This is a genomic window from Sphingomonas sp. GW821-FHT04B01 (assembly GCF_059420425.1).
This window is the reverse complement of the sequence record NZ_JBWKTR010000003.1, coordinates 218,397-242,478: the sequence shown is the minus strand read 5'-3', so window position 1 is coordinate 242,478 and position 24,082 is coordinate 218,397. Positions and strand designations below refer to the sequence as shown.

The following is a 24,082-nucleotide window of genomic DNA, read 5'->3' as shown; positions in this document are numbered from 1 at the left end:
CATGGCCCGTTTCACCGACCGATCGATCATCGTCACCGGCGCGGGGAGCGGCATCGGCCGCGCCGCGGCCCTGTTGTTCGCCGCGGAGGGCGGCCGCATCGTCGCAGCCGATCGCACCGAAGGCGCCGCCGAGACCGCCGCGCTGATCGCCGCCGCCGGTGGCACCGCCCGCGCGATCCGCATCGACGCGGGCGACGAGGCCGACGTGATCCGGGCGATCGCGCTCGCTTGCGACGCGTTCGGCGGGCTCGACGTGATGTTCGCCAATGCCGGTATTTCGGGCGGCATGGCCAATATCTTCGATACCGACGTCGCGCTCATCACCGAGGTGCTGCGCGTCAATCTGGTCGGGCCGTTCCTCGCGATCAAACATGCCGCGCGGCATATCGCCAAGCGTGGCGGCGGCGCGATCGTGCTCACCGCCAGCGTCGCCGGTATCCGCTCGGGCGCGGGCTCGCCCGCCTATTCCGCATCCAAGGCGGGTGTCATCAACCTCGCCGCGGTCGCCGCACAGCAGCTTTCGGGCAGCAACGTCCGCGTCAACGCGCTGTGCCCCGGTCTGACCGAGACGGGCATGACGCAGCCGGTGTTCGATTATGCCCGCGACGTCGGCAAGGCGGACCGCATCGGCCGTCTCAACCCGTTGCGCCGCGGCGCGCAGCCGGAGGAACTGGCGAAGGTCGCGCTGTTCCTCGCCTCCGACGACGCCAGCTATGTCAACGGCCAGGCGATCGCGGTCGACGGCGGCCTGTCGTCGAGCCACCCGGTCACCCGGCAGGAGTATGGCAAGACCGCGGTATGAGCGACTTGCCGCCGTCATCATAGCGGATCAGGATGACGGCATGCTCGCGCTCCTCACCGTCGTCGCCCTGGCGGCCGCCGACATCCCGCCGCCGCCCGGGCCACCGGGCGAACAACAGCTCGTCAGTTGGGTGATGAGCCCGGCGCTGTGTCGTGGGAGTGGCGACACGCCGCGCGCCGAGCGCATGGTCCGCCCACCCGACCCGCAGCATGCGCTCGCCTGGATATATCCGGCCGTGTTGCGACCGGTGACGCTGGATTTCCGTATCGATGCGACCGGCCGTCCCTTGTCGATCGTCCGCGTGAACCCGGACTATCAGTTCGCGATGGCCGACGTCGTGCCGGCGTTCGCCGCGAGTCGCTTCGCGCCTGGAGGCGAACGCAGCCGCTGCACCGTTACCTTCACCGCCCGGACCGACGGGATCGCCGTTGCGCCGGTTGCTGACCTCGTCGCCTATAGCGTGTTTCCCAATGAACCGCCGCCGCGGGCCGTGTGGGATCGCGTGCGTCCGCCGGGATCGACCTGCACCGATCCGGTCCCCGAGGTGCTGCTCCGCGCCTTCCCCCATTTCAAGGCGCTGCCCGATCAACCCGGTTACCGTAGCTGGTCGATGGTCGGCTACGATCTCGATCGCTCCGGCAAGCCGGTCAGGCCGCACGTCACCGCCAGCAGCGGCACGCCCGCATTGGATCGGGCATCGGTGCGTGCCGTCGCGACCTCGCGTTTCGAGCGCGGCGCCCGCACGGGCTGCTTCTTCCCTTATTGGAAGGAGGCGGCGACCTTGCCTGCGCCGCCGGCGCCCGAAGAGGACAGCGTCCGCCCCGCCGACGCCACCTGTCCCAAGGAGCATGATTTCGAGCGCAAGCCGGCGCTGTTCTACCCCGAGCGCTATAGCCGGCGCAGCATCGAAGGCTGGGCGATCATCGCCTTCGACGTCGCCTCCTGGGGCGCGACCGGCAACATCCGCATGCTGGCGTCCGAGCCGACGAGCGAATTCGGGGAGGCTGCCAAAGCGATGATCGGCAACGTCACGTTCAAACCGTCGCCGCACGGCTATACCGATTGTATCGAACGGGTTTTCTATCGCATGCCGGCAGTCAAAAAGGCCGTCACGAGCTAGACCGTCCGCCGGCGGATCAGCCCTTCCTGCGCCGTCGTCGCGACCAGTCGCCCGTCCTGCGTGAAGATGCTGCCGCGGTTCATGCCGCGCGCGTGGCCCGCCCAGGGGCTGTCGGTGGTATAGAGCAGCCATGCATCGGCGCGGAACGGCTCGTGTATCCACAGCGCATGGTCGAGGCTGGCGGTCTGCATCTCGGGCATCAGCCAGTTGACGCCGTGCGGCATCATCGACGTCGCCAGCAGCGCCATGTCGGACGCATAGGCCAGCGCGGCGCGATGCACCGCCGGATCGTCGCCGATCCCCGCCGCGGTGCGGAACCAGGCGGCATTGTTCGGCGCGCGCTTCTCGGGCGCGAACCAGCTGCGCGGGTATAGCGGCCGCATCTCGATCGCATTCTGCCGCCGCGTGAAGAAGTCGCGAAACGTTTCCGGCACCTGATCCGCGATGGCGAGGCGCAATTCGCGTTCCGACTTGAGCATTTCCGGACCCGGTACGTCGGGCATCGCATCCTGATGGTGCAGCCCTTCCTCGGGCATCTGGAACGAGGCGGCGAGGTTGAGGATCGGCTGACCCTTCTGCACCGCCACCACGCGCCGCGTCGCGAAGCTGCGACCGTCGAAGTCGCGCGTCACGCGATAGATGATCGGGAAATTCTCATTCCCGGGCCGCATGAAATAGGCGTGGAGCGAATGCGCGTCCTTGCCCTCGACCGACCGCTGCGCCGCCTGCAACGCCTGCGCGATCACCTGTCCGCCGAACACCCGGCCGCGGCCGCCCGGCTGGCGCGAACCGCGGTACAGGTCGGTATCGATCTCCTCGACGTCGAGCAGCGCGACGAGCATCGCCGCCAGCTCTTCGGGCGTGCGCTCGCCCATCAATAGCCTGCCGCCTTCGCCAGCCGGTCGGCATGGAAGCCGATGTCGCCGAACATCTCGGCGAGCACGCGGGCGCGCTTCATGTAGAAGCCGATGTCATATTCGTCGGTCATGCCGATGCCGCCGTGCATCTGGATGCCCTCCTGCACGCTGAGCGTCGTCGCCATGCCGGTCATCGCCTTGGCGATCGATACCGCGGCGTCCGCCTCGGCACCCGTGTCGAGCAATTGCTGCGCCTTGAGCACCGCGGCGCGCGCCACCTCCATCTCGGCATAGAGATGCGCGGCGCGATGCTGCAGCGCCTGGAAGCTGCCGATCGCGACGCCGAACTGCTTGCGCTCCTTGAGGTAGCCGACGGTCATGTCCATCGCGCCGCCGCCGACGCCGAGCAGCTCCGCCGCCGCACCGGTCCGGCCCGCGCGCAACAGCCGGTCGAGCGGCCCGCGACCGCCGTCGACCTCACCGATCACCGCATCGGCATCGACCTCGACGCCCTCGAAGGCGATCCGCGCGGCGAGGCTCGAATCCGCCAGCCGCTCCGGCGTCGCGGTGAGGTTGGCGGCGTCCTTCGGCACCGCGAACAGCGTGACGCCCTCGGCATCGTCGGGCGACCCCGCGGTGCGCGCCGCGACGATCAGCAGATCGGCGACATGGCCATGGGTGACGAACTGCTTCGCGCCGGTCAGGCGGAAGCCGTTGCCGGCGCGTTCCGCGGTCATCGCGATCCGGTCGCGATGCTTTGCGCCCTCGTCGATCGCCAGCGCCGCCACCGTCTCGCCGGCGACGATGCCGGGGAACCAGCGGTCGGCCTGCGCCGAGCCCTTGAGCGCCTCGACCGCCGCGACGGCGGTGGCGAGGAAGGGGGAGGGGGACAGGTTGCGGCCGATCTCCTCCAGCACCACGCCCGCCTCGACATGGCCGAGGCCGAGGCCGCCCTGCGCCTCCGGGATCAATACGCCGTTGAGGCCCATTTCGGCGAACTGCTTCCACAGGTCGCGGCTGAAACCGGTCGGGTCGTTGCCATCGCGCAAGGACCGCAAATGGCCGACGGGAGCGTGTTCGGCGATGAAGTCCTTCGCCGTATCGCGGAGCATCGTCTGTTCGTCGTTGAGGTAAAGGGGCATCGATCAATCCCTGCGTCACCCCGGACTTGTTCCGGGGTCCACCGTGCCTCATGCCGAAGCGCCGGTGGAGAAGTGGACCCCGGAACAAGTCCGGGGTGACGGAGTGTGTCGGTCTAGGCGCCGGGCAGCTCGAGGATCCGCTTGGCGATGATGTTGAGCTGGATCTCGCTCGTGCCGCCCTCGATCGAATTGGCCTTGGTGCGCAGCCACGCGCGCGGCATCGCGCCGGTGCGCGAACGCTCGCTCTCCCATTCGAGCGCATCCGACCCGCCCGAGGCCATCATCAGCTCGTAGCGATCCTTGTTCAGCTCGGTGCCGACATATTTCATCATGCTCGGCTGCGCGGGATGCGCGCGTCCCGCCTTCAGCTCGTCGATGAACCGTTCGGACATCGCCGCGAACGCCTTGGCGCGCACCTCGAACAGCGCGATCTGCGTGCGCAGCACCGGATCGGCGAGCCGCCCGTCATGATCCAGCCCGATCGTCGCGATCGCCCCCTCGACCAACGGATTGCGCCCGCCGGTCGCCAGCCCCATGCCCGAGATCATCTCGCGCTCGTGGCCGAGCAGATATTTGGCGACGTCCCAGCCCTTGTTCTCGTCGTGGATGCGGTTCGCCTTGGGCACCTTCACATCGTCCATGAAGGTCTCGCAGAAGGGCGAATAGCCGCTGATCAGCAGGATCGGCTTGGTCGAGACGCCCGGCGAGGCCATGTCGAACAGCACGAAGCTGATCCCGCCCTGTTTCGATGCCTTGCTGGTGCGCACCAGACAGAAGATCCAGTCGGCCTTGTCGGCATAGCTGGTCCACACCTTCTGGCCGTTGACGATATAATGATCGCCCGCATCCTCGGCGCTGGCGGCGAGGCCGGCGAGGTCGGAACCGGCATTGGGTTCGGAATAGCCCTGGCACCAGCGGATCTCGCCGCGGGCGATCTTGGGCAGATGCTCCAGCTTCTGCTCCTCGGTGCCATATTTGAGCAGCGCCGGCCCGAGCATCGAGATGCCGAACGAATTCAGCGGATTGCGCGCGCGGATCGCCGCCATCTCCTCGCGCAGGATCTTGGTCTGCGCCGCCGACAGCCCGCCGCCGCCATAGGCCTTGGGCCAGTCGGGAACGGTCCAGCCGCGCGCCGCCATCCGGTCGAGCCAGTCCTTCTGCGCCGGCGACGACGGCGCGAAATTCCGCCCGCCCCAGCAGACGTCGGTGTCGGATCGCACCGGCTCGCGCATCTCGGGCGGGCAATTCTCCGCCAGCCAGGCGCGGGTGTCCGAGCGGAAGGTGTCGAGGTCGGTGTCGGTCATGTCGGGATATCCCCTTTTTCGTCACCCCGGCGCAGGGCCGGGGTGACGGACTGTTACTTGATGGTGCCGCTCTTCAGGCTTTTGGCGACCGGGAAGCCGTGCTTCTCCAGCCCTGCGACGACCTTCTCGTATCCTTCGGTCTTCGCCCAGAACATCGGCCCGCCGCGATAGACCGGCCAGCCGTAACCGTAGATCCACACCACATCGACGTCGGACGCCCGCTGCGCCATCCCCTCCTCGAGGATCAGCGCGCCCTCGTTGACCATCGTGTAGAGCGTGCGCTCGATGATCTCCTCGTCGGTGACGTCATGCTGCGGCGTGTCGGTCTTCGCCCGCCATTCGTCGATGATCTCGGCGACGCGGGGAGAAGGGGTGGGGTTCCGCTTCTCGTCGTAATCGTAGAAGCCCGCCTGTTTCTTCTGCCCCCAGCGCCCTTCGGCGGCGAGCGCGTCGCGGATATTCTCGATCCGATTGGGATCGCGATGCCAGCCGATGTCGACGCCGGCGAGGTCGGCCATCTGGAACGGCCCCATCGGCATGCCGAAGGCGACATGGACGCGGTCGATCTGCTCCGGCGTCGCGCCTTCGAGCAGCAATTTGTTCGCCTCGACCTGACGCGGCATCAGCATGCGGTTGCCGATGAAGCCATAGGTGACCCCGGCGACCACCGCGACCTTCCTGATCGTCTTGGCGAGGTCCATGACCGTCGCGAGCACGTCGGGGGCGGTCTTCGCGCCGCGCACCACCTCGAGCAGCTTCATGACGTTGGCCGGCGAGAAGAAATGCATGCCGACCACGTCCTGCGGCCGGGCGGTGCAGGCGGCGATCTCGTCGATGTTGAGATAGGAGGTGTTGGAGGCGAGGATTGCGGCGGGCCTGGCGATCGTGTCGAGCCGGGTGAAGATCTCCTGCTTCACCTCCATATTCTCATAGACCGCCTCGATGATGAGGTCGCACTCGCCCAGCGCGTCGAAATCGAGCGTCGGGGTGAGCGCGGCCATCGCCGCCTCGACCTGTTCGGGCTTCATCCGGCCCTTGGCGGCGGTCGCCTCGTAATTCTTGCGGATCGTCGCGGTGCCGCGGTCGAGCGCCTCCTGCTGCATTTCGACGATCGTCACCGGAATGCCGGCCGACAGGAAGTTCATCGAGATGCCGCCACCCATCGTGCCGGCACCGATCACGCCGACGCGGTTGATCGGACGACGCACCGTATCGGCAGGAACGTCGTCGATCTTGGCGGCCTGCCGCTCTGCGAAGAAGATGTGGCGCTGCGCGGCCGACTGGTTGCCCATCATCAGCCGCATGAATTCCTGCCGTTCGAAGGCGATGCCCTCGGCGAACGGCAGCTCGGTCGCCTTGACGACGCAGGCGATGTTGGCGGCGGGCGCGTCGAAGCCGCGGAAGCGCCGCGCATTCTCCTTCTGGAACGCGGCGACCGCCTCGGGATCGGGCTTCGCCTCCTTTTCCGACGCGCGCGGAACCGGCCGCTTCGCCTTGACCTCGCGCGCGAAGGCGATGGCATCCGCCTCCAGGCTGTTCTCGCCGACGATCCGGTCGATCAGCCCGGCCTCCTGCGCCTTCTTCGCCGGCATCGGATCGCCCTTGGCGGTCAGTTCGAGCGCGACGCGCACGCCCGCGATCCGCGGCAGCCGCTGCGTGCCGCCCGCGCCGGGCAGCAGGCCGAGCTTCACCTCGGGCGTACCGATCTTCGCCGAGGGCACCGCGACGCGATAATGGCAGCCGAGCGCCACCTCGCAGCCGCCGCCGAGCGCGGTGCCGTGGATCGCCGCGACCACCGGCTTGGTCGATGCCTCGATCATGTCGACCACCGTTGGCAGGCCGGGCTCGACCATCGGCTTGCCGAATTCGGTGATGTCGGCGCCGGCGAAGAAGGTGCGGCCGTCGCAGCGGATCACCATCGCCTCGACCGTCGCATCGGCAACGCCCTCCTTGATCGCCCCCTCGAGCCCCTGCCGCACCGCCGCGCCGAGCGCGTTAACCGGTGGATTGTCGGATATGATGACGAGCACCTCGCCATGGCGTTCGGTGCGGATCGGTGAAGTCATGGAACGGTCCTTCGCTAATCGTCAGTTGAGCGCGGCGTAGATCATCGTCTTCAGCTCGCGGCGGATCGGATAGAGGCTCGACGGGCTGAACTGCGTCATGAACACCATGTGCAGCCGCTCGACGGGATCGATGAAGAAGGCGGTCGAGAACATGCCGCCCCAATAATATTCGCCCTGTGACCCCGGGATCATCGTCTTCGCCACGTCCTGCGTCACCGCGAAGCCGAGGCCGAAACCGGTGCCGGCATTCTGCGTCTCGCTGAATAGCGAGCGCGACAGGCTGGCGAGATCCTTGCCGCCGGGCAGATGGTTCATCGTCATCAGGTCGAGCGTCTTGCGCCCGACGATGCGGACGCCGTCCAGCGTCCCGCCATTCTCGCACATCCGGCAGAAGCGGTGATAATCGAGCGCGCTCGATACCAGCCCCCCACCGCCCGACAGCAGCTTCGGCCGTCGGCTCCACGCGCTCGCCTCGCCGCGATCGTAGAGCTGGCGTTGCCGGTCCTCGCCGAGCGTATAGCAATCGGTCAGCCGGTCGATCTTGTCGGCCGGCACCTGGAAGAAGGTATCGTCCATCCCGAGCGGCGCGAAGATCCGCTCCGCGAAGAAGGCGTCAAGCGTCTGGCCCGACACTCGCTCGATCACCGCACCGAGCACGTCGGTGGCGACCGAATAGTTCCAGCCCTCGCCGGGCGAGAATTCCAGCGGCAATTTGCCCAATGCGGCGACGAAGCCGTCGAGGTCGAGATTGCCGTGCCAGCTTTCGATCCGCCCCTCGCGATAGGCGGCGTCGACGTTCGAGCGGTTCTGGAAGCTGTAGGTCAGCCCGGCGGTATGCCGCAGCAGGTCAAGCATCCGCATCGGTTCCGCGGTCGGCTTCGTCGCGAACGGCACCCCTGCGCCCCCGCCATTGTAGACGCCGAGCTGCTTGAACTCGGGCAGGACGTGATGGACGGGCGTATCCACCGCCACCTTGCCCGCCTCGACCAGCATCATGAACGCAATCGAGGTGATCGGCTTGGTCATCGACGCGATGCGGAACAGCGACCGCTCGTCGATCGGTGCGCCGCCCTCGCGCGCCGCACCCTGATGCGAGAAATGGACGATCTCGCCGTCGCGCGCGATCAGCAGTTGCGCGTGCGGGAGCAGCCCGGTGTCGAGATACCGCGCCTTTAGAAAGGCATCGATCGCGGCGAGGCGGCCGGCATCGAAACCCGTCGCGGAGGCGGTCGCATTGGTCATCCTGTTGCCATACCCCGATTTCTAAACTTTGTCCTCTATTGCCTTGAGCGGGGCTGGAATCAACAGTAACCTTTCGTCGAAACGCAGGTCGCTGCAGGCCTCGCCGACGAAAGGATGCAGTTTTGCCAAGCGCTTCGGTTGTCCCGCTGCCGGCGTCATGGCCGGCGATGTCCATCGCGCAGGCGCATGCGCTGCTGACCGCGCCGGGCGCGAAGTTCGAGATGGAGACGATCGTCCTCCAGGGTGTCGCGACCCGTGTCTGGAAGAACGCGCCGCCGACGCTGCGCGATCTGGTTTCGGCGAGTCGCGCGCATGGCGACCGGCTGTTCGTCGTCTTCGAGGACGAGCGGGTGACGTACGCCGCGCATCATCGCGCCGTCGCCGCGCTCGCCGCCGATCTGGTCGCGCGCGGGGTGGGGAAGGGCGACCGCGTCGCGCTGGCGATGCGCAACCTGCCCGAATGGCCGGTCGCCTTCTTCGCCGCGGTTTCGATCGGCGCGATCGTCGTCCCGCTCAACGCCTGGTGGACCGGAGCGGAGCTGGATTACGGCCTCCGCGACTCGGGCGCGACGGCGCTGATCGCCGATGCCGAGCGCCACGACCGGCTGGCGCCTTTCTATGCCGGCTTGCCCGATCTCCAACACGTCCTCGTCGCCCGCGCCGCCGCGGATGTCACCGGCGCGACGCGGCTCGAATCGGTCATCGGGACGCCGGGAGACTGGCCGTCCTTGCCCGATGCACCGCTCCCTGCTGCGGCGCTGGCCCCCGAGGATGACGCGACGATCTTCTACACCAGCGGCACCACCGGTGCGCCCAAGGGGGCGTTGGGCACGCACCGCAACCTGACCAGCAACATCCTCTCGAGCGGCTTCACCGCCGCGCGCGCCTATCTGCGCCGCGGCGAGGCGCCGCCCGATCCGACGCCGCGCGTCGCGCTCACCGTCATCCCGCTGTTCCACGTCACTGCCTGTTCGGCGGGGATGATGGGATCGGTGGCGACCGGATCGACCTTGGTCTTCATGCGCAAATGGGATGCGACGCGTGCGCTGGAGATCATCGCGCGCGAGCGGGTCAACCTGACGGGCGGCGTGCCGACCATCGCCTGGCAGCTGCTCGAACACCCCGATCGCGACCGCTACGACCTCTCGTCGCTCGATTCGATCGCTTATGGCGGCGCGCCCTCCGCGCCCGAGCTGGTCCGGCGCATCTACGAGGAGTTCGGCGCGCTGCCCGGCAACGGCTGGGGGATGACCGAAACGACCGCGACGGTGACGCAACATGGCGGCGAGGATTATCTTAACCGCCCCGACAGCGCCGGCGCGGCGGTCGCGGCGGCGGACATCGAGGTGCGCGGCGAGGATGGCGTCACCGTGCTGCCGCCCGATACGATCGGCGAATTGTGGGCGCGCGGGCCGATGATCGCCAAAGGCTATTGGAACAAGCCGGAGGCGACCGCGGCGACCTTCGTCGACGGCTGGGTGCGTACCGGCGATCTGGCGCGAATCGATGCCGAAGGGTTCCTGTTCATCGCCGACCGCGCCAAGGACATCGTCATCCGCGGCGGCGAGAACATCTATTCGATCGAGGTCGAGAACGTCCTCTACGCCCACCCCGCGGTCACCGACGCGGCCTTGGTCGGCATTCCGCACCGGACGCTCGGCGAGGAGCCGGCGGCGGTGGTCCATCTCTGCCCCGGCTGCACCGCGGACGAGGCCGAGTTGCAGGCCTTCGTCCGCGCCCGGCTGGCCGGGTTCAAGGTCCCGGTCGCGATCCGTTTCATGGCCACGCCGCTGCCGCGCAACGCCAATGGCAAGATCCTGAAGAAGGAGCTGAAAGCGCTGTTCGCCGATGCCGGCTGACCAATCGCAAGAACCACGGTGGCGGCGGGCGAAAATGCGCTAGGGTGAAGGGCTATGGCCGACGATCCCGCTTCGATATCCCCCGCTTCCGTCATCACGCCCGAGGAACAGGTCGCGCTCGGCGCGCCGCTGCTGCCCGGCACGCGCAGCGAGATCGGCCGCATCGCACAACGCCGCGACCGGCTGCTCGCCGCGCTGACGCTGATCGCCGGCATTGGCCTGACGCTCGGCATTCCGTTCGCGCTGAAATCGGGGGCGGAATTCTTCATGCCGCTGACCATCGCGCTGGTCATCGCGATCGCGCTGGTGCCGGTGCTCGAATGGCTCGAACGGCGGCGCATCCCCTCGGCGATCGCCGCGCTGTTCTGCGTCCTCGTCTTCCTCATCATCGTCAACGTCGTGATCGCGGCGATCGTCGTCCCCGCGACCGATTTCTTCCAATTGCTCCCCAGCCGGATCAGCCGGATCCAGCATAATCTGTCGCCGCTGCTCGACCTCTATTCGACGCTGGAAAAGTCGGTGAACAAGATGTTCCGGCAGATCGCCTCCACCCCGGTGCGCCAGCCGCAGACCGCCGCGGTCGCGCCGCCCAGCTCGATCCTCGAACTCGCCGCCACTTCGGCGCCGACGGTGATCGTCCAGTTCTTCTTCGGCATCCTGATCGTCTTTTTCTTCCTCTCCGGCTGGACCGGCATGCGCAAGAAGACGATCACCGGCCGCACCAGCTTCGATGGCGCGATGGCGACCGCGCGGGTGATCCAGGACGTCGTCGACGACGTCTCGGCCTATCTCGGCACGATCACGCTCATCAACCTGACGCTCGGCGGCGTCGTCGCCGGCGCGCTGTATTTCATCGGCATGCCGTCGCCGCTGATGTGGGGCGGCATCGTCGCCCTGCTCAACTACATCCCCTATTTCGGGCCGATCATCGCCGCCTTCCTGCTGGCGATCGGCGGGATGATGACCTTCACCGACATCTGGGTGGCGATGCTGCCGCCGGCGGTGATGATCGGCTGCCACTTCCTCGAGGCCAATGCGATCACGCCGCTTATCGTCGGCCATAGGCTGACGATAAGCCCGCTGATGATCCTCGTTTCGATCAGCTTCTGGGGCTGGGTCTGGGGGACGGCGGGGGCGCTGCTCGCGGTGCCGCTGCTCATCATCATCCAGACCGTGCTCGGCGCGGCGGGCAAGCCCGATATCGCCGGCTTCCTGTTCGAACACGGCACCTTGGTGCAGCAGGAACGCGCCCGCCGGAAGCGCGATGAGGGCGGGAACGATCCGGCGCGCGAATAGGCCGTTGACACCCCCCCGCGCCTCGCCTAGTTGGCGCGCCTCAACGCTTTCAGCGGGTGTAGCTCAGTTGGTTAGAGCGCCGGCCTGTCACGCCGGAGGTCGCGGGTTCGAGCCCCGTCACTCGCGCCATTCCCTCCTCGGGAACGGGAAAGTCTTCGGAACATGCGGGAGTATGTCGCGTCGCCGATCGGGCGGACGATCTGCTCCGACCGCGTATTACGCGGGTGTAGCTCAGTTGGTTAGAGCGCCGGCCTGTCACGCCGGAGGTCGCGGGTTCGAGCCCCGTCACTCGCGCCAATCCGGTTCACGGATGATGCCCCCCCCCGATCCCTATCGCCAGCGCCCGGTCTCCATCCAGAGCAGCAGCGGCTTCATCGGCATGATCCACACGATTCCGGTGACGAGATAGAAGGGCAGTTGCAGCCACCACGGCCAGCCGCCGATGATCCCCGACGCGCTGACCACGATCGCGCACCACAGGCCGATCAGCAACAGGATGAGCAGCACGCCTGCGGGTTTGCGCCAACTGGGGGTCATGGGACGATCCAATCCGATTCGGTAGCGATGGCGTGCAACGGCACGTCCCACGGGTCGGCGGGGCAGGCGTCGACCTGCTGCACCGACCAGGCGATGCCGACGCGCCAGGCGTCGGGGAGCTGCGCGAAGACGCGGTCGTAATAGCCCGCCCCCTGTCCGAGCCGCCGGCCGGTGCGGTCGAAGCCGACCAGCGGCGTCAGGACGATGTCGGGGCGCAGCACGGGGGCGTCGGCCGGGGGCTGGAGCAGGCCGTAGAGTCCTGCGACGAGCGGTGTCGCGGCGTCCCATGCGAGGAAGCGCATCGGTGCGCTGCGGCCGGTGACATGGGGCAGCGTGATGCGGCATCCGGCGGCACGGGCGGCGGCGATGAGCGGGGCTGGGTCCGCCTCGCTGCCGAGGGGCATATAGCCGGCGACGACGAGACCCTCGCGCAGCCGCGCACGGAATGCGTCCGCGACGAGGAAGGCACCATCGCGCGCGAAGCCATCGCGGACGGCGCGCAATCGGGCGCGAAGGGCGAGCTTGTCGGTCATCGCTCCGGTTCGCTGCGCGCGGGAGGGAAGGGGCGGGTGGCGGGACCGCCGTGGCCGTGTGCCAAAGTATCCGCCGACGCCTGGTAACGTCAGGTGGGGACCATATACTTCGGACCAGGGTCCTAGCAGGGACAGCCCCCTTGGATGATGAATAGCCTCAGGGATAAAGTAAGGCTCGTACCGGGCAGAACCCGCCGCCTCATGATCTAGTGCGTCGCGGGGGTGGTGGCAATGGGTGCGGCCACCTATCCCGTCCCCCTTTCGTCATCCCGGCGCACGCCGGGACCCATGGTCACGATGTCGCCGACGGTTGGGAGCGACCTCTGCCGCCATCGCATCCATGGGTCCCGACTTCCGTCGGGATGACGAAGAGGAGGGGGTAGCGCGCCCCAATCACCCCGCCGGATCGCGCTCCAGTGCATTGGCGAGCGCTTCCAGCCGGTCGGCGATCCGTGCCAGTGCCGGTTCGCTCACCGCCGCGCCCTCGGGCGGGCGCTGCTGGATCTCGTCGAGATTGTCGGCCAGCATCAGCGCGACGAACAGCATCGCCCGCTCGCCGGGAATGTTCGCCGCCGCGCGCAACGCCGTCGGCCAGCGCTCGTCGAGCATCCGGCCGAGCTGTTGCAGCCGCGCTTCCTCGCCGTCGCGGCAGGCGACGGTGAACGGCCGGGTGCCGATGGTCAGCGTGACATTGGCCATCAGGAGGCCGTGCCGCGCGCGATCACGTCGTCCAGCGCCGCCACCGCCTCGGCCATCCGCGCCTTCAGCGCGGCGTGGCGGCGGGCGAGCGCGTCCCCGGCCCGGGCGCGGGAGTCGATGGCGGATTCGATTCGGGCGATCGCGGCATCGATGCGATCGACCGCACTGGGAGTGTCGGGCATGGCAGGCGACGTAGGCGCGGCCGGGGCGAGCGGCAAGCGGGCAAAGCCCGTCCCGCAATCGGACCGGCGCACGCCGCGCGCGGTTGACAGAATGGGCCGCACCCTCGCAAAGGCTGGCGCGCCCAGCGCGGCCCGATGCGTCGCGCAGTTCATGCACACGCGAGGAGAGACCAGATGACGGTGAAGGTTGCGATCAACGGCTTCGGACGCATCGGACGTCTCGTCGCCCGCGCGATCATCGAGCGCAACGCCGGCGACCTCGAGCTGGTCGCGATCAACGACCTGGCCGACGCCAAGTCGAACGCCTGGCTGTTCAGCCGCGACAGCGTCCACGGCAAATATCCCGGCACCGTCGTCGCGGAAGGCAACGACCTCGTCATCGACGGCAAGCGCATCCGCGTCACCGCCGAGCGCGATCCCGCGAATCTGCCGCACAAGGAACTGGGCGTCGAGCTGGTGCTCGAATGCACCGGCTTCTTCACCGACAATGTCGCCTGTCAGAAGCATATCGATGCCGGCGCCAGGAAGGTGCTGATCTCGGCACCCGGCAAGGGCGTCGACCTGACCGTCGTCTACGGCGTCAACCACGACAAGCTGACCGCCGAGCACACGATCGTCTCTAACGCCTCGTGCACGACCAACTGCCTCGCGCCGGTCGCCAAGGTGCTCAACGACGCGATCGGCATCGAACGCGGCCTGATGACCACCGTTCACGCTTATACCAACGACCAGAAAATCCTCGACCAGATCCACCCGGACCTGCGCCGCGCCCGCGCCGCCGCGATGTCGATGATCCCGACCACCACCGGCGCCGCCCGCGCGGTCGGCGAGGTGCTGCCCGAGCTCAAGGGCAAGCTGGACGGGTCGGCGATCCGCGTACCGGTGCCCGACGTCAGCCTGATTGACCTCACCTTCACGCCGAAGCGCGACACGACCAAGGACGAGGTCAATGCGATCCTCAAGGCGGCGTCGGAAGACGGTCCGCTCAAGGGCGTGCTGGTCTATTCGGACGAGCCGCTCGTCTCGATCGACCTGATGCATTCGCCGCAGTCCTCGACCGTCGACAGTCTCGAAACCGCGGTGCTCGACGGCAAGCTCGTCCGCGTGGTGAGCTGGTACGACAATGAATGGGGCTTTTCCAACCGCATGGTCGACACCGCGACCGTGATGGCGAGCTTCCTCTAAGCCGATGGCCATGCCGGGCGGCGTGCTGGTCGGGATCGCCCGGCATGCCCGTCCCAAGGGGCCGATGGAGCTGCTGGAGACGGTCGAGGTGACCGTCGACGGCGGTCTCGACGGCGATTGCCGCGGGCGGGTCAAGCCCAACGGCCGCGGCCGGCGTCAGGTGACGCTGATGGAGCGCGGCGACTGGCAGGCGGCGATGGCCGAACTGGGGCAGGCGGTCCCGTGGCAGGAGCGGCGGGCCAATCTGCTGCTCGACGGCATCGACATTCCGCAGGTGCCGGGGACGCGGATCCGCATCGGCACGGTCGAGCTCGAGATCACCGTCGAATGCGATCCCTGCTTCCGCATGGAGGCGGTCGCACCCGGTCTCGAAGCGGCGCTGACCCCCGACTGGCGGGGCGGCGCCTGTACGCGCGTCAAGGCTGGCGGGCGGATCGCGCTCGGCGATGCGGTGACGGTGATCCGGCCCTAGATGACGTAGGTATATTTGCTTCCCGAGCCGTTCGCCCTGAGCCTGTCGAAGGGCAAGTGAGACTCACCGTACTTCGACAAGCTCAGTACGAACGGGTCTGGGAGTGACCTGAATTCCAACCGACGCGAAGGAAGACGATGTGACCAAGGCCTTCAAGACGCTCGATGACATGGGTGAGATCAGCGGCCGGCGCGTGCTCGTCCGCGAAGACCTCAACGTGCCGATGGCGGATGGTGCGGTGACCGACGATACGCGGCTGCGCGCGACGCTGCCGACCGTCACCGAACTCGCTGACCGCGGCGCGATCGTGCTGATCCTCGCCCATTTCGGCCGTCCCAAGGGCGTGCCGAACCCTGAGATGTCGCTGGCGATGCTGACGCGGCCCTACAGCCATGTGCTCGGCCGCGAGGTCCGCTACATCGACTGGGAGGGCGCCGAGGACGCGGTCGCGATGCTCCAGCCCGGCGATATCGCCATCCTCGAAAACACGCGCTTCTTCGGCGGCGAAGAGAAGAACGACCCGCAAGTCGTTGAACGCTTTGCAAAACTCGGCGACCTCTACGTCAACGACGCCTTCTCCGCCGCGCATCGGGCGCACGCCTCGACCGAGGGGCTGGCGCATGTCCTGCCCGCCTTTGCCGGCCGCGCGATGGAGGCCGAACTCGTCGCGCTCGAAAAGGCGCTCGGCAATCCCGAGCATCCCGTCGCCGCGGTGGTCGGCGGCGCCAAGGTGTCGACCAAGCTCGACGTGCTCAAGCATCTCGTCACCCGCGTCGATCACCTCATCATCGGCGGCGGCATGGCCAACACCTTCCTCGCCGCGCGCGGCGTCAACGTCGGCAAGTCGCTGTGCGAACATGACCTGACCGGCACCGCCGAGGAGATCCTCGAAGCGGCGGACCGCGCCAATTGCACCGTCCATTTGCCGTACGACGTGGTGGTGGCGAAGGAATTCCGCGCCAATCCGCCGGTGCGCACCGTCAACGTCCATGAGGTCGCCGCCGACGAGATGATCCTCGACGTCGGCCCCAGTGCGGTCGAGGCGCTGGGCGACGTGCTCAAGAACTGCCGTACCCTGGTGTGGAACGGCCCGATGGGCGCGTTCGAGACGCCGCCCTTCGACGTGGCGACCGTTAGCCTCGCCCGCACCGCCGCGGCGCTGACCCAGGACGGCAGCCTAGTCTCGGTCGCGGGTGGCGGCGACACCGTCGCCGCGCTCAATCAGGCGGGTGTCGCCGACCGGTTCACCTTCGTCTCCACCGCTGGCGGCGCCTTCCTCGAATGGATGGAAGGCAAGGACCTGCCCGGCGTCGCCGCGCTGATCGGCCGCTGATGCTTAGCGAGGCACCGCTCAGGCGGGCGGCGCCTCGTTCAACAACGGTGTCAGGATCGTGTTGAGGTCGTCCAGGTCGAATGCCGCGGCCTTGGCGTAGCGGACGATCCCGGCGCGATCGATGATGTAATTGGTCGGCACCGCCCCGCCGATCAGCTCGTAGCGGCCCTTGACCCGCTTGGTCGGCGTGATCGCCATCGCCGCGAACAGCGGCTTCATCAGCCGCGCCGGCACCGAATCCTCCGTCGCCACCGCGAAGACGCGCAGCCCGTGCTGCTTCTGCAAGCGATAATAACCGTCGAGTAGCGGCAATTCGCGGCGGCACGGCCCGCACCACGTCGCCCAGAAGTTGAGCACGACGACCTGACCGCGCAGGTCGGCGAGCCTGACCTTGCCGCCATCGATCAGCGTCAGTTCGAAATCGGGCGCCGGCTGGCCGATCAGCCCCGACCGCGGCGCCGCCTCCGACGACAGGACTGGCGTGGTCGCCAGCGCCAGGGCCAAGGCCAGATGAAGCAGCCGCATGATGATCTTTCCCCCCGGGCGCCGATTGATCACGACATCCGCGGCATCGTCAATATCGCCGACCTAAGCGGTTGATCGCCCGCCACGACCGGGCTATGTTAAACGCGTTTAACAGGCAGGTGGCATGCTCGGCGTACGACTCGATACCGAATTGGAAGAGCGGCTCGCCGCGGTCGCGCGCACCCAGGGGCGTAGCAAGAGCGATATCGCACGCGAGGCGGTGCGCCGCTACGTCGATCTGCACGACGACGCCTATCGTCGCGAGGCCCGCCGCCAGTCGACCCGCGCCTCCGCCCGCGCCTCGGTCGAGGACGTCGTGTTCTGGCAGGACGGTGCCGCGTGGAGATAGCGCATGGCGCCATCGCGCTGGTCGACGGACCTGGCGGCGAAGCGGCGCGGCCCTGCGTCGTCGTCCAGTCCGACCTGTTCAACGCGACGCATGCGACGATCACCGTCTGTCCGCTGACCAACGTCATCGGCGGCGAGGCGCTGTTCCGGGTGGTGATGTCGCCGCGCGAGCACAATGGTCTGACCGCGGAATGCGAGGTGCAGATCGACCGCATCTCCAGCGTCGCGCGCGAGCGGATCACCCGGGTGATCGGTCACGCCAGCCCCACCCGTATGGAGCAGATCGACCAGGCGCTGCGCCGCTGGCTGATGCTCTGACCCTATCCGACCCAAGGAGCCGACCCATGACCACCACCGTCACCCCCGCCGTCAAGGCCATCCTCGACAAATACGAAGCGACCAGCCCCGCGGTGAAGGCGAACCTCGCCCGCATCCTGATGCAGGGCAAATTGGGCGGCACCGGCAAGCTGGTGATCCTGCCCGTCGACCAGGGCTTCGAACACGGACCGGCGCGCTCCTTCGCGGTCAACCCGCCCGCCTACGACCCGCATTACCATTATCAGATCGCGATCGACGCCGGCCTGTCGGCCTATGCCGCGCCGCTCGGGCCGCTCGAGGCGGGCGCCGACACCTTCGCCGGTCAGATCCCGACGATCCTCAAGCTCAACAGCTCGAACAGCTGGGCGACCACCATCGATCAGGCGGTGACCGCCAGCGTCTCCGACGCGCTGCGCCTCGGCTGCGCCGCGATCGGTTTCACCATCTATCCGGGCTCGGACGGCATCTTCGAGCAGATGGAGGAGATCCGCGAGCTCAGCGAGGAGGCCAAGTCGGTCGGCATCGCCACCGTGATCTGGAGCTACCCGCGCGGCGGCAAGCTGTCGAAGGACGGCGAGCTGGCGCTCGATGTCGGCGCCTATGCCGCGCACATGGCGGCGCTGCTCGGCGCGCACATCATCAAGGTGAAGCTGCCGTCCGCGCATATCGAGCAGGAAGAGGCCAAGCGCGTCTATGAGGGCACCGACTGGTCCAACCAGGCCGACCGCGTCCGCCACGTCGTGCAGGCGAGCTTCGCCGGCCGCCGCATCGTCGTCTTCTCGGGCGGCGCCGCCAAGGGCGCCGACGCGGTCTATCAGGACGCGCGCGACATTCTGGCGGGCGGCGGCAACGGCTCGATCATCGGCCGCAACACCTTCCAGCGCAGCCGCGAGGACGCGCTCGACATGCTCGGCAAGCTGATCGCCATCTACAAGGGCGAGGCGGCCTGACCCGATGGCAGGCGCTGCACCGGACACGGATCGCGATCCGTCCGGCGCGGCGCCTGCTACGTTGCCCTTGCGCTTTGCGTATCACCGGGCGGTCGCCCCGTTGGTCTGGGCGCTCGTCGCGGTCGGGCTGGTCGAAATGACGGTCACCCATCTGTTGGTCGCTCTGTGGAGCCATACCGCGGCACTGGCGCTGTCCGTTCTTACGCTCGGCGGGCTGGTCTGGCTGGTGCGCGCATTGCTGGCGATGAAGCGCCGCCCGGTGCTGCTCGACCGCGAACGGCTGATATTGCAGGTCGGCACGATCCGTCGCGTCGACATCCCGCTGCAGGCGATCGCAGGCTTGCGGCCCTCGATCGAGCACGCCGCGATGAAGCGGCGGTCGGTGCTCAACCTCGCCCTGCTCGCTTATCCCAATCTGGTCGTCGATCTGGTCGCGCCGTTGCCGGGCCGGCGTGGCATCACCACGATCGCGCATCGCTTGGATGATCCGGCGGCTTTCGCCGCCGCGTGGAAGGCGCTAGGCGCTGGCGGATGACCGAAGACGATCCCCTCGGGCCGCTGGACCCGGACTTTGCCGCCAACTTCCGGCGCAACGACCGCCGGCCGCCGTGCCAGCTCTATCTGATCTCGCCGCTCGACGTGACGGGCGGCTTCGCCGACCGGCTGGCGCGCGCGCTCGACGCCGGCCCGGTCGCCGCCTTCCAGTTCCGCGTCAAGGACGTCGACCAGCATATCGCCGCCAAGCTTGCCGAGCCTTTGCAGCGGATCTGCGCCGATCATGAGGTCGCGTTCATCGTCAACGACAGTATCGCGCTGGCGAAGCGGCTCGGCGCCGATGGCGTCCATCTTGGCCAGGAGGACGGCGACCCGCGCGAGGCGCGCGACGCGCTCGGGCCGGAGGTGCAGATCGGCGTGACCTGTCACGACAGCCGTCATCTCGCGATGGAAGCGGGTGAGGGCGGCGCGGACTATGTCGCCTTCGGCGCTTTCTATCCGACGACGACCAAGGCGGTCGAACATCACCCCGAACCCTCGATCCTGTCGTGGTGGGCGTCGATGTTCGAGCTGCCCAGCGTCGCGATCGGCGGCATCACGCCGGCCAATGCGCCGGCACTGGTCGCGGCGGGAGCGGACTTTCTTGCCGTATCCGGCGCGGTATGGGGCGGCGACGAGGCGGCCGCGGTGCGGGCGTTCGCCGAGGTGCTGCGCGGCTGACCGGCAGGCGATCGGGATAAAACGCCACCTACGAAACCACAATTGCTGCGGACCGTTTGATCCACCAGCGTAACGGTTGAAGGGATTGGCGACATGAAGATGGTTCTGGCTACGGCGCTGCTTGCGGGCGCCGCGCTCGCCGCCCCGACGATCGCGCAACGGACGGTCGCACAGCCGGTCCCCCAGCCGGCCGCCCCGGCGCTCGATCGCAACATCCTCCACGTGCAAGTGATCCTCGACTCGCTCGGCTTTGGTCCGGGCGTGCTCGACGGCAAGGGCGGCCAGTCGCTCACCGCGGCGCTCAAGGGCTTCCAGGAGGCCAGGGGCCTGCCGCGCACCGGCAAGCCCGATGCCGCGACGTTGCAGGCGCTCTACCCGTATCGCGCCAAGCGCCCCACCGCGCGCTTCGTGCTGACCCGCGAGGCGCTCGCCGGGCCATATTACAACCCGCTGCCCAAGGATTACGGCGAACAGGCCAAGCTGCCGAGCCTCGGCTATGCCACGCCGATGGAGAAGCTGGCGGAGATGTTCCACACCCAGCCGGCGGTGCTGATCGCGCTCAACTCGCCCGACACGCGGCTCAGGGTCGGCAGCACGATCGTCGTTCCGAACGCCTTGCCCGCCAGCCGCGCCTATGATCCCAAGCTGCCGGATCACTGGCGCCAGACGCTCAACATGCTCAACGTCGACGCCACCCAGCCGGTCGCCGACCATATCGTCGTCGACAAGTCGGAGAAGGTGCTGCGCGTCCTCGACAAGAACGACAAGCTGATCGCGCAGTTCAGCGCCACCATGGGCTCGGAGCACGACCCGCTGCCGCTCGGCACGTGGAAGATCTACGGCGCCGACTACAATCCCAAGTTCCACTATAACCCGGCGCTGTTCTGGGACGCCAAGAAGGGCGATCAGAAGGAGATGCTGCCGCCGGGGCCGAACGGCCCGGTTGGCGTCGTCTGGCTCGATCTGTCGAAGGAGCATTACGGCATCCACGGCACGCCGCATCCCGAACTGATCGGCCGCACCGAAAGCCATGGCTGCATCCGCCTGACCAACTGGGACGTCGCGCGTCTCGCGCAGATGGTGAAGCCGGGGACCAAGGCGGTGTTCCAGGCGTGAGCGGCCGATGCTCCGTCACCCCGGATTCGTTCCGGGGTCCACTCTGCGGCGTGGAGCGTCGGCAAGCGGCGGATACGATTTCCCTGTGGATGGGTGGACCCCGGAACACGTCCGGGGTGACGAGGTGGATGAGGCAGGGCGCATGACCCGCCTCGGTTGGATCATCCTCGCCATCGTCCTCCTGCTCGGCGCCGCCTTCGCAGCGATGACCAGCTTCGGCGCCGCTTCGCGCACCACCACGCCCCGCGTCGACGTGGCGGTTGGCGAACCCTCGGCGCGAGACGACGCGCCGCTCGCCGTCCCCGTCGCCGGCGTCCGCCGCGCGGCGATCGTCGACAGCTGGATGGACCCGCGGGGCGGTGGCAGCCGCGGCCATCACGGCACCGACATTCCCGCCGCCGCCGGCACGCCGGTGATCGCCGCGGCCCCCGGCACCGTCGAGAAGCTGTTCGAATCCAGCCTCGGCGGCACCACCGCCTACATCCGCTCGCCCGATCGCCGCTGGATCTATTATTATGCGCATCTCGCCGGCTACGCCCCCGGCCTGCACGAGGGTCAGCAGGTCAGGACCGGCCAGCCGATCGGCTATGTCGGCGACACCGGCGATGCCGGCGCAGGCAATTACCACCTCCATTTCGGCCTGCAGCGCATGCAGCCCGGCGAGCGCTGGCATCAGGGCGAGGACGTCAATCCCTTCCCGCTGCTTGCCGGCCGCGCACGGGGACGGTAAAGGGGCGCCACCGGGCGTGCGCCAGCCGCGCGCCTATCTCGCTCTTTCCAATAGGTTCAGATCCATGAAGATCAGCGGCGTGGACATCCGTCCCGGCAACATCATCGAATATGAGGGCGGCATCTGGCGCGCCGTCAAGATCCAGCACACGCAGCCCGGCAAGGGCGGTGCGTATATGCAGGTCGAGATGAAGAACCTGATCGACGGCCGCAAGAACAACGTCCGCTTCCGCTCCGCCGAGACGGTCGAGCGCGTCCGCCTCGACACCAAGGACTTCCAGTTCCTGTTCCGCGACGGCGACGCGCTGACCTTCATGGACAAGGACAATTACGAGCAGATCACGCTCGACGCCGGCATCCTCGGCGATGCCGCCGCCTTCCTGCAGGACGGCATGGACGTGGTGCTCGAACTCTATGACGAAAAGCCGATCTCGGTCGAACTGCCGAGCACGATCGAGGCGATGATCGTCGAGGCCGACGCCGTCGTGAAGGGGCAGACCGCCTCGTCGAGCTACAAGCCCGCGATCCTCGACAATGGCGTGCGCGTCATGGTCCCGCCGCATATCGGCGCCGGCACGCGCATCGTCGTCGACGTCTACGAACAGACCTACGTCCGCCGGGCCGACTGACCGATATCCCTCTCCCTGTGGGAGAGGGTGGCCGAGCGTAGCGAGGTCGGGTGAGGGCAGGGCCTTCCTTCGACCTCACCCTCCCACCGCCTGACCGCGGCGGGCCCCTCCCTCTCCCGAGCGGGAGAGGGGTATAGAGAAATTCCCATGCCCTCCCATTCCGGCCTCTTCACCGTCATCGAGCGCGCCGCCCGCAAGGCCGGCACCGCGCTGCGCCGCGACTTCAACGAGGTCTCGCACCTCCAGGTCAGCCGCAAGGGCCCGGCCGACTTCGTGTCGATCGCCGACAAGCGCGCCGAGCAGACGCTGTTCGAGGAACTGCGCCGCGCCCGCCCCGACTGGGGTTTCCTGATGGAGGAGGGCGGCGAGGTCGCGGGCGATCCCGACAAGCCGCGCTTCATCATCGATCCGCTCGATGGCACGTCCAATTTCCTCCACGGCATCCCGCATTTCGCCATCTCGATCGCGGTCGAGGAGCCGACCCCGTCGGGCAAGCGCGAGATCACGACCGGCCTCGTCTACCAGCCGCTCACCGACGAGAGCTTCTGGGCGGAAAAGGGCCGCGGCGCGTGGCTCACCGACCAGCGGCTGCGCGTCTCGGCCCGCCGTGACCTGTCGGAGGCGCTGATCGCCACCGGCATCCCGTTCCTCGGCCATGGCGATTTCGTTCAGTGGAGCCGCATCTTCGGTGCGATCGCTCCGGAAGTCGCCGGCATCCGTCGGCTCGGCGCCGCCGCGCTCGATCTCGCCTGGGTCGCCGCGGGCCGCTTCGACGGCTATTGGGAATCTGGCCTCAAGCCTTGGGATACCGCGGCGGGCATGCTGCTGGTCAAGGAAGCCGGCGGCTATGTCACCGACTTCCGCGGCGCCGACAAGGCGATGGAGCGCAACGAGTTCCTCGCGGGCAACGACGGCCTGCACGTCAAGCTCCACAAACTGGTCGCCGGCGCGCTCCGCTAAACCGGATCGTCCGGCCCGCAAAATGCGCCAATTCCTCCCCCGTCAGGGGGAGGTGGCGCGGCGAAGCCGTGACGGAGGGGGAGGACACGGAACCGAAGTCGTCGCTTACCTCCCCCTCCGTCATGCCTGTGGCATGCCACCTCCCCCTGGCGGGGAGGAATGAGGTGTTGTCCCCGATCCCCGCTCCACCAATTGAGAGTGATTCTCACACCCTCCGCGGCCTTGCCCGTACCCCCTTGGGGGCCTAAAGCGACCCCCACATCCTTCGCACCTGCGAGAAGCCCTTTGGTCGATCTGTCGCAATATCTGCCTATCCTGCTGTTCCTGGGCGTCGCCCTGGCGCTGTCGAGCACGTTCGTGTTCCTGCCCATGGTCGTTGCCCGGCTGACCGGCACCAACAAGCCGAACGAACAGAAGCTGTCGGAATATGAGTGCGGCTTCCCCGCGTTCGAGGATCCGCGCAGCCAGTTCGACGTGCGATTTTATCTGATCGCCATCCTGTTCATCATCTTCGATCTCGAAGCCGCCTTCCTATATCCCTGGGCAGTATCGGTTTTCAGCATCGGCTGGACCGCATGGATCTCCATGATGATCTTCATCGGCGAGCTTGCCCTGGGCCTCGTCTATGCCTGGAAAAAGGGAGCGCTGGATTGGGAATGACCG

General features: G+C 67.8%; 27 protein-coding genes and 2 tRNA genes. 19 read left to right on the top strand and 10 right to left on the bottom strand.

Annotated features, from left to right (window positions below):
• Position 1 precedes the first annotated feature (1 nt).
• Both AC07UH_RS10030 and AC07UH_RS10025 read left to right on the top strand, forming a co-directional pair.
• The gene (locus AC07UH_RS10030) at positions 2-802 is read left to right on the top strand and encodes an SDR family NAD(P)-dependent oxidoreductase (RefSeq protein ID WP_495179945.1); all 801 of its coding nucleotides are present in this window, start codon (positions 2-4) and stop codon (positions 800-802) included.
• A gap of 40 nt (positions 803-842) precedes the next feature.
• Positions 843-1,922, top strand: a complete 1,080-nt coding sequence (locus AC07UH_RS10025; RefSeq protein ID WP_495179946.1) for an energy transducer TonB — start codon at positions 843-845, stop codon at positions 1,920-1,922.
• Here AC07UH_RS10025 and AC07UH_RS10020 read toward each other — a convergent pair.
• From AC07UH_RS10020 to AC07UH_RS10000, 5 genes are all read right to left on the bottom strand, one after another.
• Positions 1,919-2,797, bottom strand: coding sequence for an acyl-CoA thioesterase (locus AC07UH_RS10020; protein WP_495179947.1), 879 nt, complete (start codon positions 2,795-2,797; stop codon positions 1,919-1,921). The two genes, AC07UH_RS10025 and AC07UH_RS10020, sit on opposite strands and share 4 nt — an antisense overlap.
• The gene (locus AC07UH_RS10015; RefSeq protein WP_495179948.1) at positions 2,797-3,921 is read right to left on the bottom strand and encodes an acyl-CoA dehydrogenase family protein; all 1,125 of its coding nucleotides are present in this window, start codon (positions 3,919-3,921) and stop codon (positions 2,797-2,799) included. The genes AC07UH_RS10020 and AC07UH_RS10015 overlap by 1 nt, the downstream gene beginning before the upstream one ends.
• Positions 3,922-4,034: 113 nt before the next feature.
• Positions 4,035-5,225 carry an acyl-CoA dehydrogenase family protein gene (locus tag AC07UH_RS10010; RefSeq protein WP_137896966.1) on the bottom strand — a complete coding sequence of 397 codons (1,191 nt, stop codon included), beginning with the start codon at positions 5,223-5,225 and terminating at the stop codon, positions 4,035-4,037.
• 53 nt (positions 5,226-5,278) lie between these two features.
• Positions 5,279-7,291, bottom strand: coding sequence for a 3-hydroxyacyl-CoA dehydrogenase NAD-binding domain-containing protein (locus tag AC07UH_RS10005; protein ID WP_495179949.1), 2,013 nt, complete (start codon positions 7,289-7,291; stop codon positions 5,279-5,281).
• Between the two features lie 21 nt (positions 7,292-7,312).
• Complete coding sequence (locus AC07UH_RS10000) at positions 7,313-8,533, bottom strand: serine hydrolase domain-containing protein (RefSeq protein ID WP_495179950.1); 1,221 nt, start codon at positions 8,531-8,533, stop codon at positions 7,313-7,315.
• 167 nt (positions 8,534-8,700) lie between these two features.
• On the opposite strand from AC07UH_RS10000, the gene AC07UH_RS09995 reads away from it, so the two are divergent.
• The 4 genes from AC07UH_RS09995 (at position 8,701) to AC07UH_RS09980 (ending at position 11,985) form a co-directional block, all read left to right on the top strand.
• A complete protein-coding gene (locus tag AC07UH_RS09995; RefSeq protein WP_495179951.1) occupies positions 8,701-10,392 on the top strand; it encodes a class I adenylate-forming enzyme family protein in 1,692 nt (563 codons plus the stop codon).
• 54 nt (positions 10,393-10,446) lie between these two features.
• Entirely contained in the window at positions 10,447-11,688 is a 1,242-nt protein-coding gene (locus AC07UH_RS09990; RefSeq protein WP_038660377.1) for an AI-2E family transporter, read from the top strand.
• Positions 11,689-11,740: 52 nt separating this feature from the next.
• Positions 11,741-11,817 (top strand) — tRNA-Asp (locus AC07UH_RS09985).
• A gap of 91 nt (positions 11,818-11,908) precedes the next feature.
• Positions 11,909-11,985 (top strand) — tRNA-Asp (locus tag AC07UH_RS09980).
• Positions 11,986-12,018: 33 nt separating this feature from the next.
• Here the strand turns inward: AC07UH_RS09980 and AC07UH_RS09975 are convergent.
• From AC07UH_RS09975 to AC07UH_RS09960, 4 genes are all read right to left on the bottom strand, one after another.
• Entirely contained in the window at positions 12,019-12,225 is a 207-nt protein-coding gene (locus AC07UH_RS09975) for a DUF2842 domain-containing protein (RefSeq protein ID WP_495179952.1), read from the bottom strand.
• A complete protein-coding gene (locus AC07UH_RS09970) occupies positions 12,222-12,758 on the bottom strand; it encodes a 5-formyltetrahydrofolate cyclo-ligase (RefSeq protein ID WP_495179953.1) in 537 nt (178 codons plus the stop codon). Before AC07UH_RS09970 ends, AC07UH_RS09975 begins: the two co-directional genes overlap by 4 nt.
• A 393-nt stretch (positions 12,759-13,151) precedes the next feature.
• Positions 13,152-13,457, bottom strand: coding sequence for a cell division protein ZapA (locus AC07UH_RS09965; RefSeq protein ID WP_495179954.1), 306 nt, complete (start codon positions 13,455-13,457; stop codon positions 13,152-13,154).
• Positions 13,457-13,639, bottom strand: a complete 183-nt coding sequence (locus AC07UH_RS09960) for a hypothetical protein (protein WP_038660364.1) — start codon at positions 13,637-13,639, stop codon at positions 13,457-13,459. The genes AC07UH_RS09965 and AC07UH_RS09960 overlap by 1 nt, the downstream gene beginning before the upstream one ends.
• 174 nt (positions 13,640-13,813) lie before the next feature.
• Between AC07UH_RS09960 and gap the strand changes: the two genes are divergently transcribed.
• The 3 genes from gap (at position 13,814) to AC07UH_RS09945 (ending at position 16,629) form a co-directional block, all read left to right on the top strand.
• Positions 13,814-14,824 (top strand): type I glyceraldehyde-3-phosphate dehydrogenase, encoded by a 1,011-nt coding sequence (gap, locus tag AC07UH_RS09955; RefSeq protein ID WP_495179955.1) that lies wholly within the window; start codon positions 13,814-13,816, stop codon positions 14,822-14,824.
• A gap of 10 nt (positions 14,825-14,834) precedes the next feature.
• Positions 14,835-15,296 carry an MOSC domain-containing protein gene (locus AC07UH_RS09950; RefSeq protein ID WP_495189820.1) on the top strand — a complete coding sequence of 154 codons (462 nt, stop codon included), beginning with the start codon at positions 14,835-14,837 and terminating at the stop codon, positions 15,294-15,296.
• A 139-nt stretch (positions 15,297-15,435) separates the two neighbouring features.
• The gene (locus AC07UH_RS09945; protein ID WP_171009308.1) at positions 15,436-16,629 is read left to right on the top strand and encodes a phosphoglycerate kinase; all 1,194 of its coding nucleotides are present in this window, start codon (positions 15,436-15,438) and stop codon (positions 16,627-16,629) included.
• A gap of 18 nt (positions 16,630-16,647) precedes the next feature.
• On the opposite strand, the gene AC07UH_RS09940 is transcribed toward AC07UH_RS09945, so the two are convergent.
• Positions 16,648-17,154, bottom strand: a complete 507-nt coding sequence (locus tag AC07UH_RS09940; RefSeq protein ID WP_495179957.1) for a TlpA family protein disulfide reductase — start codon at positions 17,152-17,154, stop codon at positions 16,648-16,650.
• A gap of 124 nt (positions 17,155-17,278) precedes the next feature.
• Here AC07UH_RS09940 and relB point away from each other — a divergent pair, with 124 nt between their 5' ends.
• From relB to AC07UH_RS09890, 10 genes are all read left to right on the top strand, one after another.
• Entirely contained in the window at positions 17,279-17,503 is a 225-nt protein-coding gene (gene relB, locus AC07UH_RS09935; RefSeq protein ID WP_038660352.1) for a type II toxin-antitoxin system RelB family antitoxin, read from the top strand.
• Complete coding sequence (locus AC07UH_RS09930; protein WP_495179958.1) at positions 17,494-17,820, top strand: type II toxin-antitoxin system PemK/MazF family toxin; 327 nt, start codon at positions 17,494-17,496, stop codon at positions 17,818-17,820. Before relB ends, AC07UH_RS09930 begins: the two co-directional genes overlap by 10 nt.
• A gap of 26 nt (positions 17,821-17,846) precedes the next feature.
• Entirely contained in the window at positions 17,847-18,770 is a 924-nt protein-coding gene (locus AC07UH_RS09925) for a class I fructose-bisphosphate aldolase (protein ID WP_495179959.1), read from the top strand.
• A gap of 4 nt (positions 18,771-18,774) precedes the next feature.
• Positions 18,775-19,305, top strand: a complete 531-nt coding sequence (locus AC07UH_RS09920; RefSeq protein ID WP_137896974.1) for a hypothetical protein — start codon at positions 18,775-18,777, stop codon at positions 19,303-19,305.
• Entirely contained in the window at positions 19,302-19,985 is a 684-nt protein-coding gene (gene thiE, locus AC07UH_RS09915; RefSeq protein WP_038660346.1) for a thiamine phosphate synthase, read from the top strand. The genes AC07UH_RS09920 and thiE overlap by 4 nt, the downstream gene beginning before the upstream one ends.
• 93 nt (positions 19,986-20,078) lie before the next feature.
• Complete coding sequence (locus AC07UH_RS09910; protein WP_495179960.1) at positions 20,079-21,101, top strand: L,D-transpeptidase family protein; 1,023 nt, start codon at positions 20,079-20,081, stop codon at positions 21,099-21,101.
• Positions 21,102-21,243: 142 nt separating this feature from the next.
• Positions 21,244-21,831, top strand: coding sequence for a M23 family metallopeptidase (locus AC07UH_RS09905; protein ID WP_495179961.1), 588 nt, complete (start codon positions 21,244-21,246; stop codon positions 21,829-21,831).
• A gap of 64 nt (positions 21,832-21,895) precedes the next feature.
• Entirely contained in the window at positions 21,896-22,459 is a 564-nt protein-coding gene (gene efp, locus AC07UH_RS09900) for an elongation factor P (RefSeq protein WP_037530700.1), read from the top strand.
• A 147-nt stretch (positions 22,460-22,606) separates the two neighbouring features.
• Complete coding sequence (locus AC07UH_RS09895) at positions 22,607-23,419, top strand: inositol monophosphatase family protein (RefSeq protein ID WP_038660333.1); 813 nt, start codon at positions 22,607-22,609, stop codon at positions 23,417-23,419.
• Positions 23,420-23,704: 285 nt separating this feature from the next.
• On the top strand, positions 23,705-24,079 hold the full coding sequence (locus AC07UH_RS09890; protein ID WP_038660330.1) for an NADH-quinone oxidoreductase subunit A: 375 nt from the start codon (positions 23,705-23,707) through the stop codon (positions 24,077-24,079).
• Positions 24,080-24,082: the final 3 nt, after the last annotated feature.

Bases quoted from the DNA above. Each gene is read 5' to 3' on its own strand.
- AC07UH_RS09995 (WP_495179951.1), top strand. From the start codon at position 8,701: ATGTCCATCGCGCAGGCGCATGCGCTGCTGACCGCGCCGGGCGCGAAG.
- AC07UH_RS09905 (WP_495179961.1), top strand. From the start codon at position 21,244: ATGACCCGCCTCGGTTGGATCATCCTCGCCATCGTCCTCCTGCTCGGC.
- AC07UH_RS10000 (WP_495179950.1), bottom strand. From the start codon at position 8,533: ATGACCAATGCGACCGCCTCCGCGACGGGTTTCGATGCCGGCCGCCTC.
- gap (WP_495179955.1), top strand. From the start codon at position 13,814: ATGACGGTGAAGGTTGCGATCAACGGCTTCGGACGCATCGGACGTCTC.
- AC07UH_RS10025 (WP_495179946.1), top strand. From the start codon at position 843: ATGCTCGCGCTCCTCACCGTCGTCGCCCTGGCGGCCGCCGACATCCCG.
- efp (WP_037530700.1), top strand. From the start codon at position 21,896: ATGAAGATCAGCGGCGTGGACATCCGTCCCGGCAACATCATCGAATAT.
- AC07UH_RS09910 (WP_495179960.1), top strand. From the start codon at position 20,079: ATGAAGATGGTTCTGGCTACGGCGCTGCTTGCGGGCGCCGCGCTCGCC.
- AC07UH_RS09965 (WP_495179954.1), bottom strand. From the start codon at position 13,457: ATGGCCAATGTCACGCTGACCATCGGCACCCGGCCGTTCACCGTCGCC.
- AC07UH_RS10010 (WP_137896966.1), bottom strand. From the start codon at position 5,225: ATGACCGACACCGACCTCGACACCTTCCGCTCGGACACCCGCGCCTGG.
- AC07UH_RS09970 (WP_495179953.1), bottom strand. From the start codon at position 12,758: ATGACCGACAAGCTCGCCCTTCGCGCCCGATTGCGCGCCGTCCGCGAT.
- AC07UH_RS09895 (WP_038660333.1), top strand. From the start codon at position 22,607: ATGCCCTCCCATTCCGGCCTCTTCACCGTCATCGAGCGCGCCGCCCGC.
- AC07UH_RS09925 (WP_495179959.1), top strand. From the start codon at position 17,847: ATGACCACCACCGTCACCCCCGCCGTCAAGGCCATCCTCGACAAATAC.
- AC07UH_RS10005 (WP_495179949.1), bottom strand. From the start codon at position 7,291: ATGACTTCACCGATCCGCACCGAACGCCATGGCGAGGTGCTCGTCATC.
- AC07UH_RS09920 (WP_137896974.1), top strand. From the start codon at position 18,775: ATGGCAGGCGCTGCACCGGACACGGATCGCGATCCGTCCGGCGCGGCG.
- AC07UH_RS09975 (WP_495179952.1), bottom strand. From the start codon at position 12,225: ATGACCCCCAGTTGGCGCAAACCCGCAGGCGTGCTGCTCATCCTGTTG.
- thiE (WP_038660346.1), top strand. From the start codon at position 19,302: ATGACCGAAGACGATCCCCTCGGGCCGCTGGACCCGGACTTTGCCGCC.
- AC07UH_RS09960 (WP_038660364.1), bottom strand. From the start codon at position 13,639: ATGCCCGACACTCCCAGTGCGGTCGATCGCATCGATGCCGCGATCGCC.
- AC07UH_RS09990 (WP_038660377.1), top strand. From the start codon at position 10,447: ATGGCCGACGATCCCGCTTCGATATCCCCCGCTTCCGTCATCACGCCC.
- AC07UH_RS09950 (WP_495189820.1), top strand. From the start codon at position 14,835: ATGCCGGGCGGCGTGCTGGTCGGGATCGCCCGGCATGCCCGTCCCAAG.
- AC07UH_RS10020 (WP_495179947.1), bottom strand. From the start codon at position 2,797: ATGGGCGAGCGCACGCCCGAAGAGCTGGCGGCGATGCTCGTCGCGCTG.
- AC07UH_RS10030 (WP_495179945.1), top strand. From the start codon at position 2: ATGGCCCGTTTCACCGACCGATCGATCATCGTCACCGGCGCGGGGAGC.
- AC07UH_RS09940 (WP_495179957.1), bottom strand. From the start codon at position 17,154: ATGCGGCTGCTTCATCTGGCCTTGGCCCTGGCGCTGGCGACCACGCCA.
- relB (WP_038660352.1), top strand. From the start codon at position 17,279: ATGCTCGGCGTACGACTCGATACCGAATTGGAAGAGCGGCTCGCCGCG.
- AC07UH_RS10015 (WP_495179948.1), bottom strand. From the start codon at position 3,921: ATGCCCCTTTACCTCAACGACGAACAGACGATGCTCCGCGATACGGCG.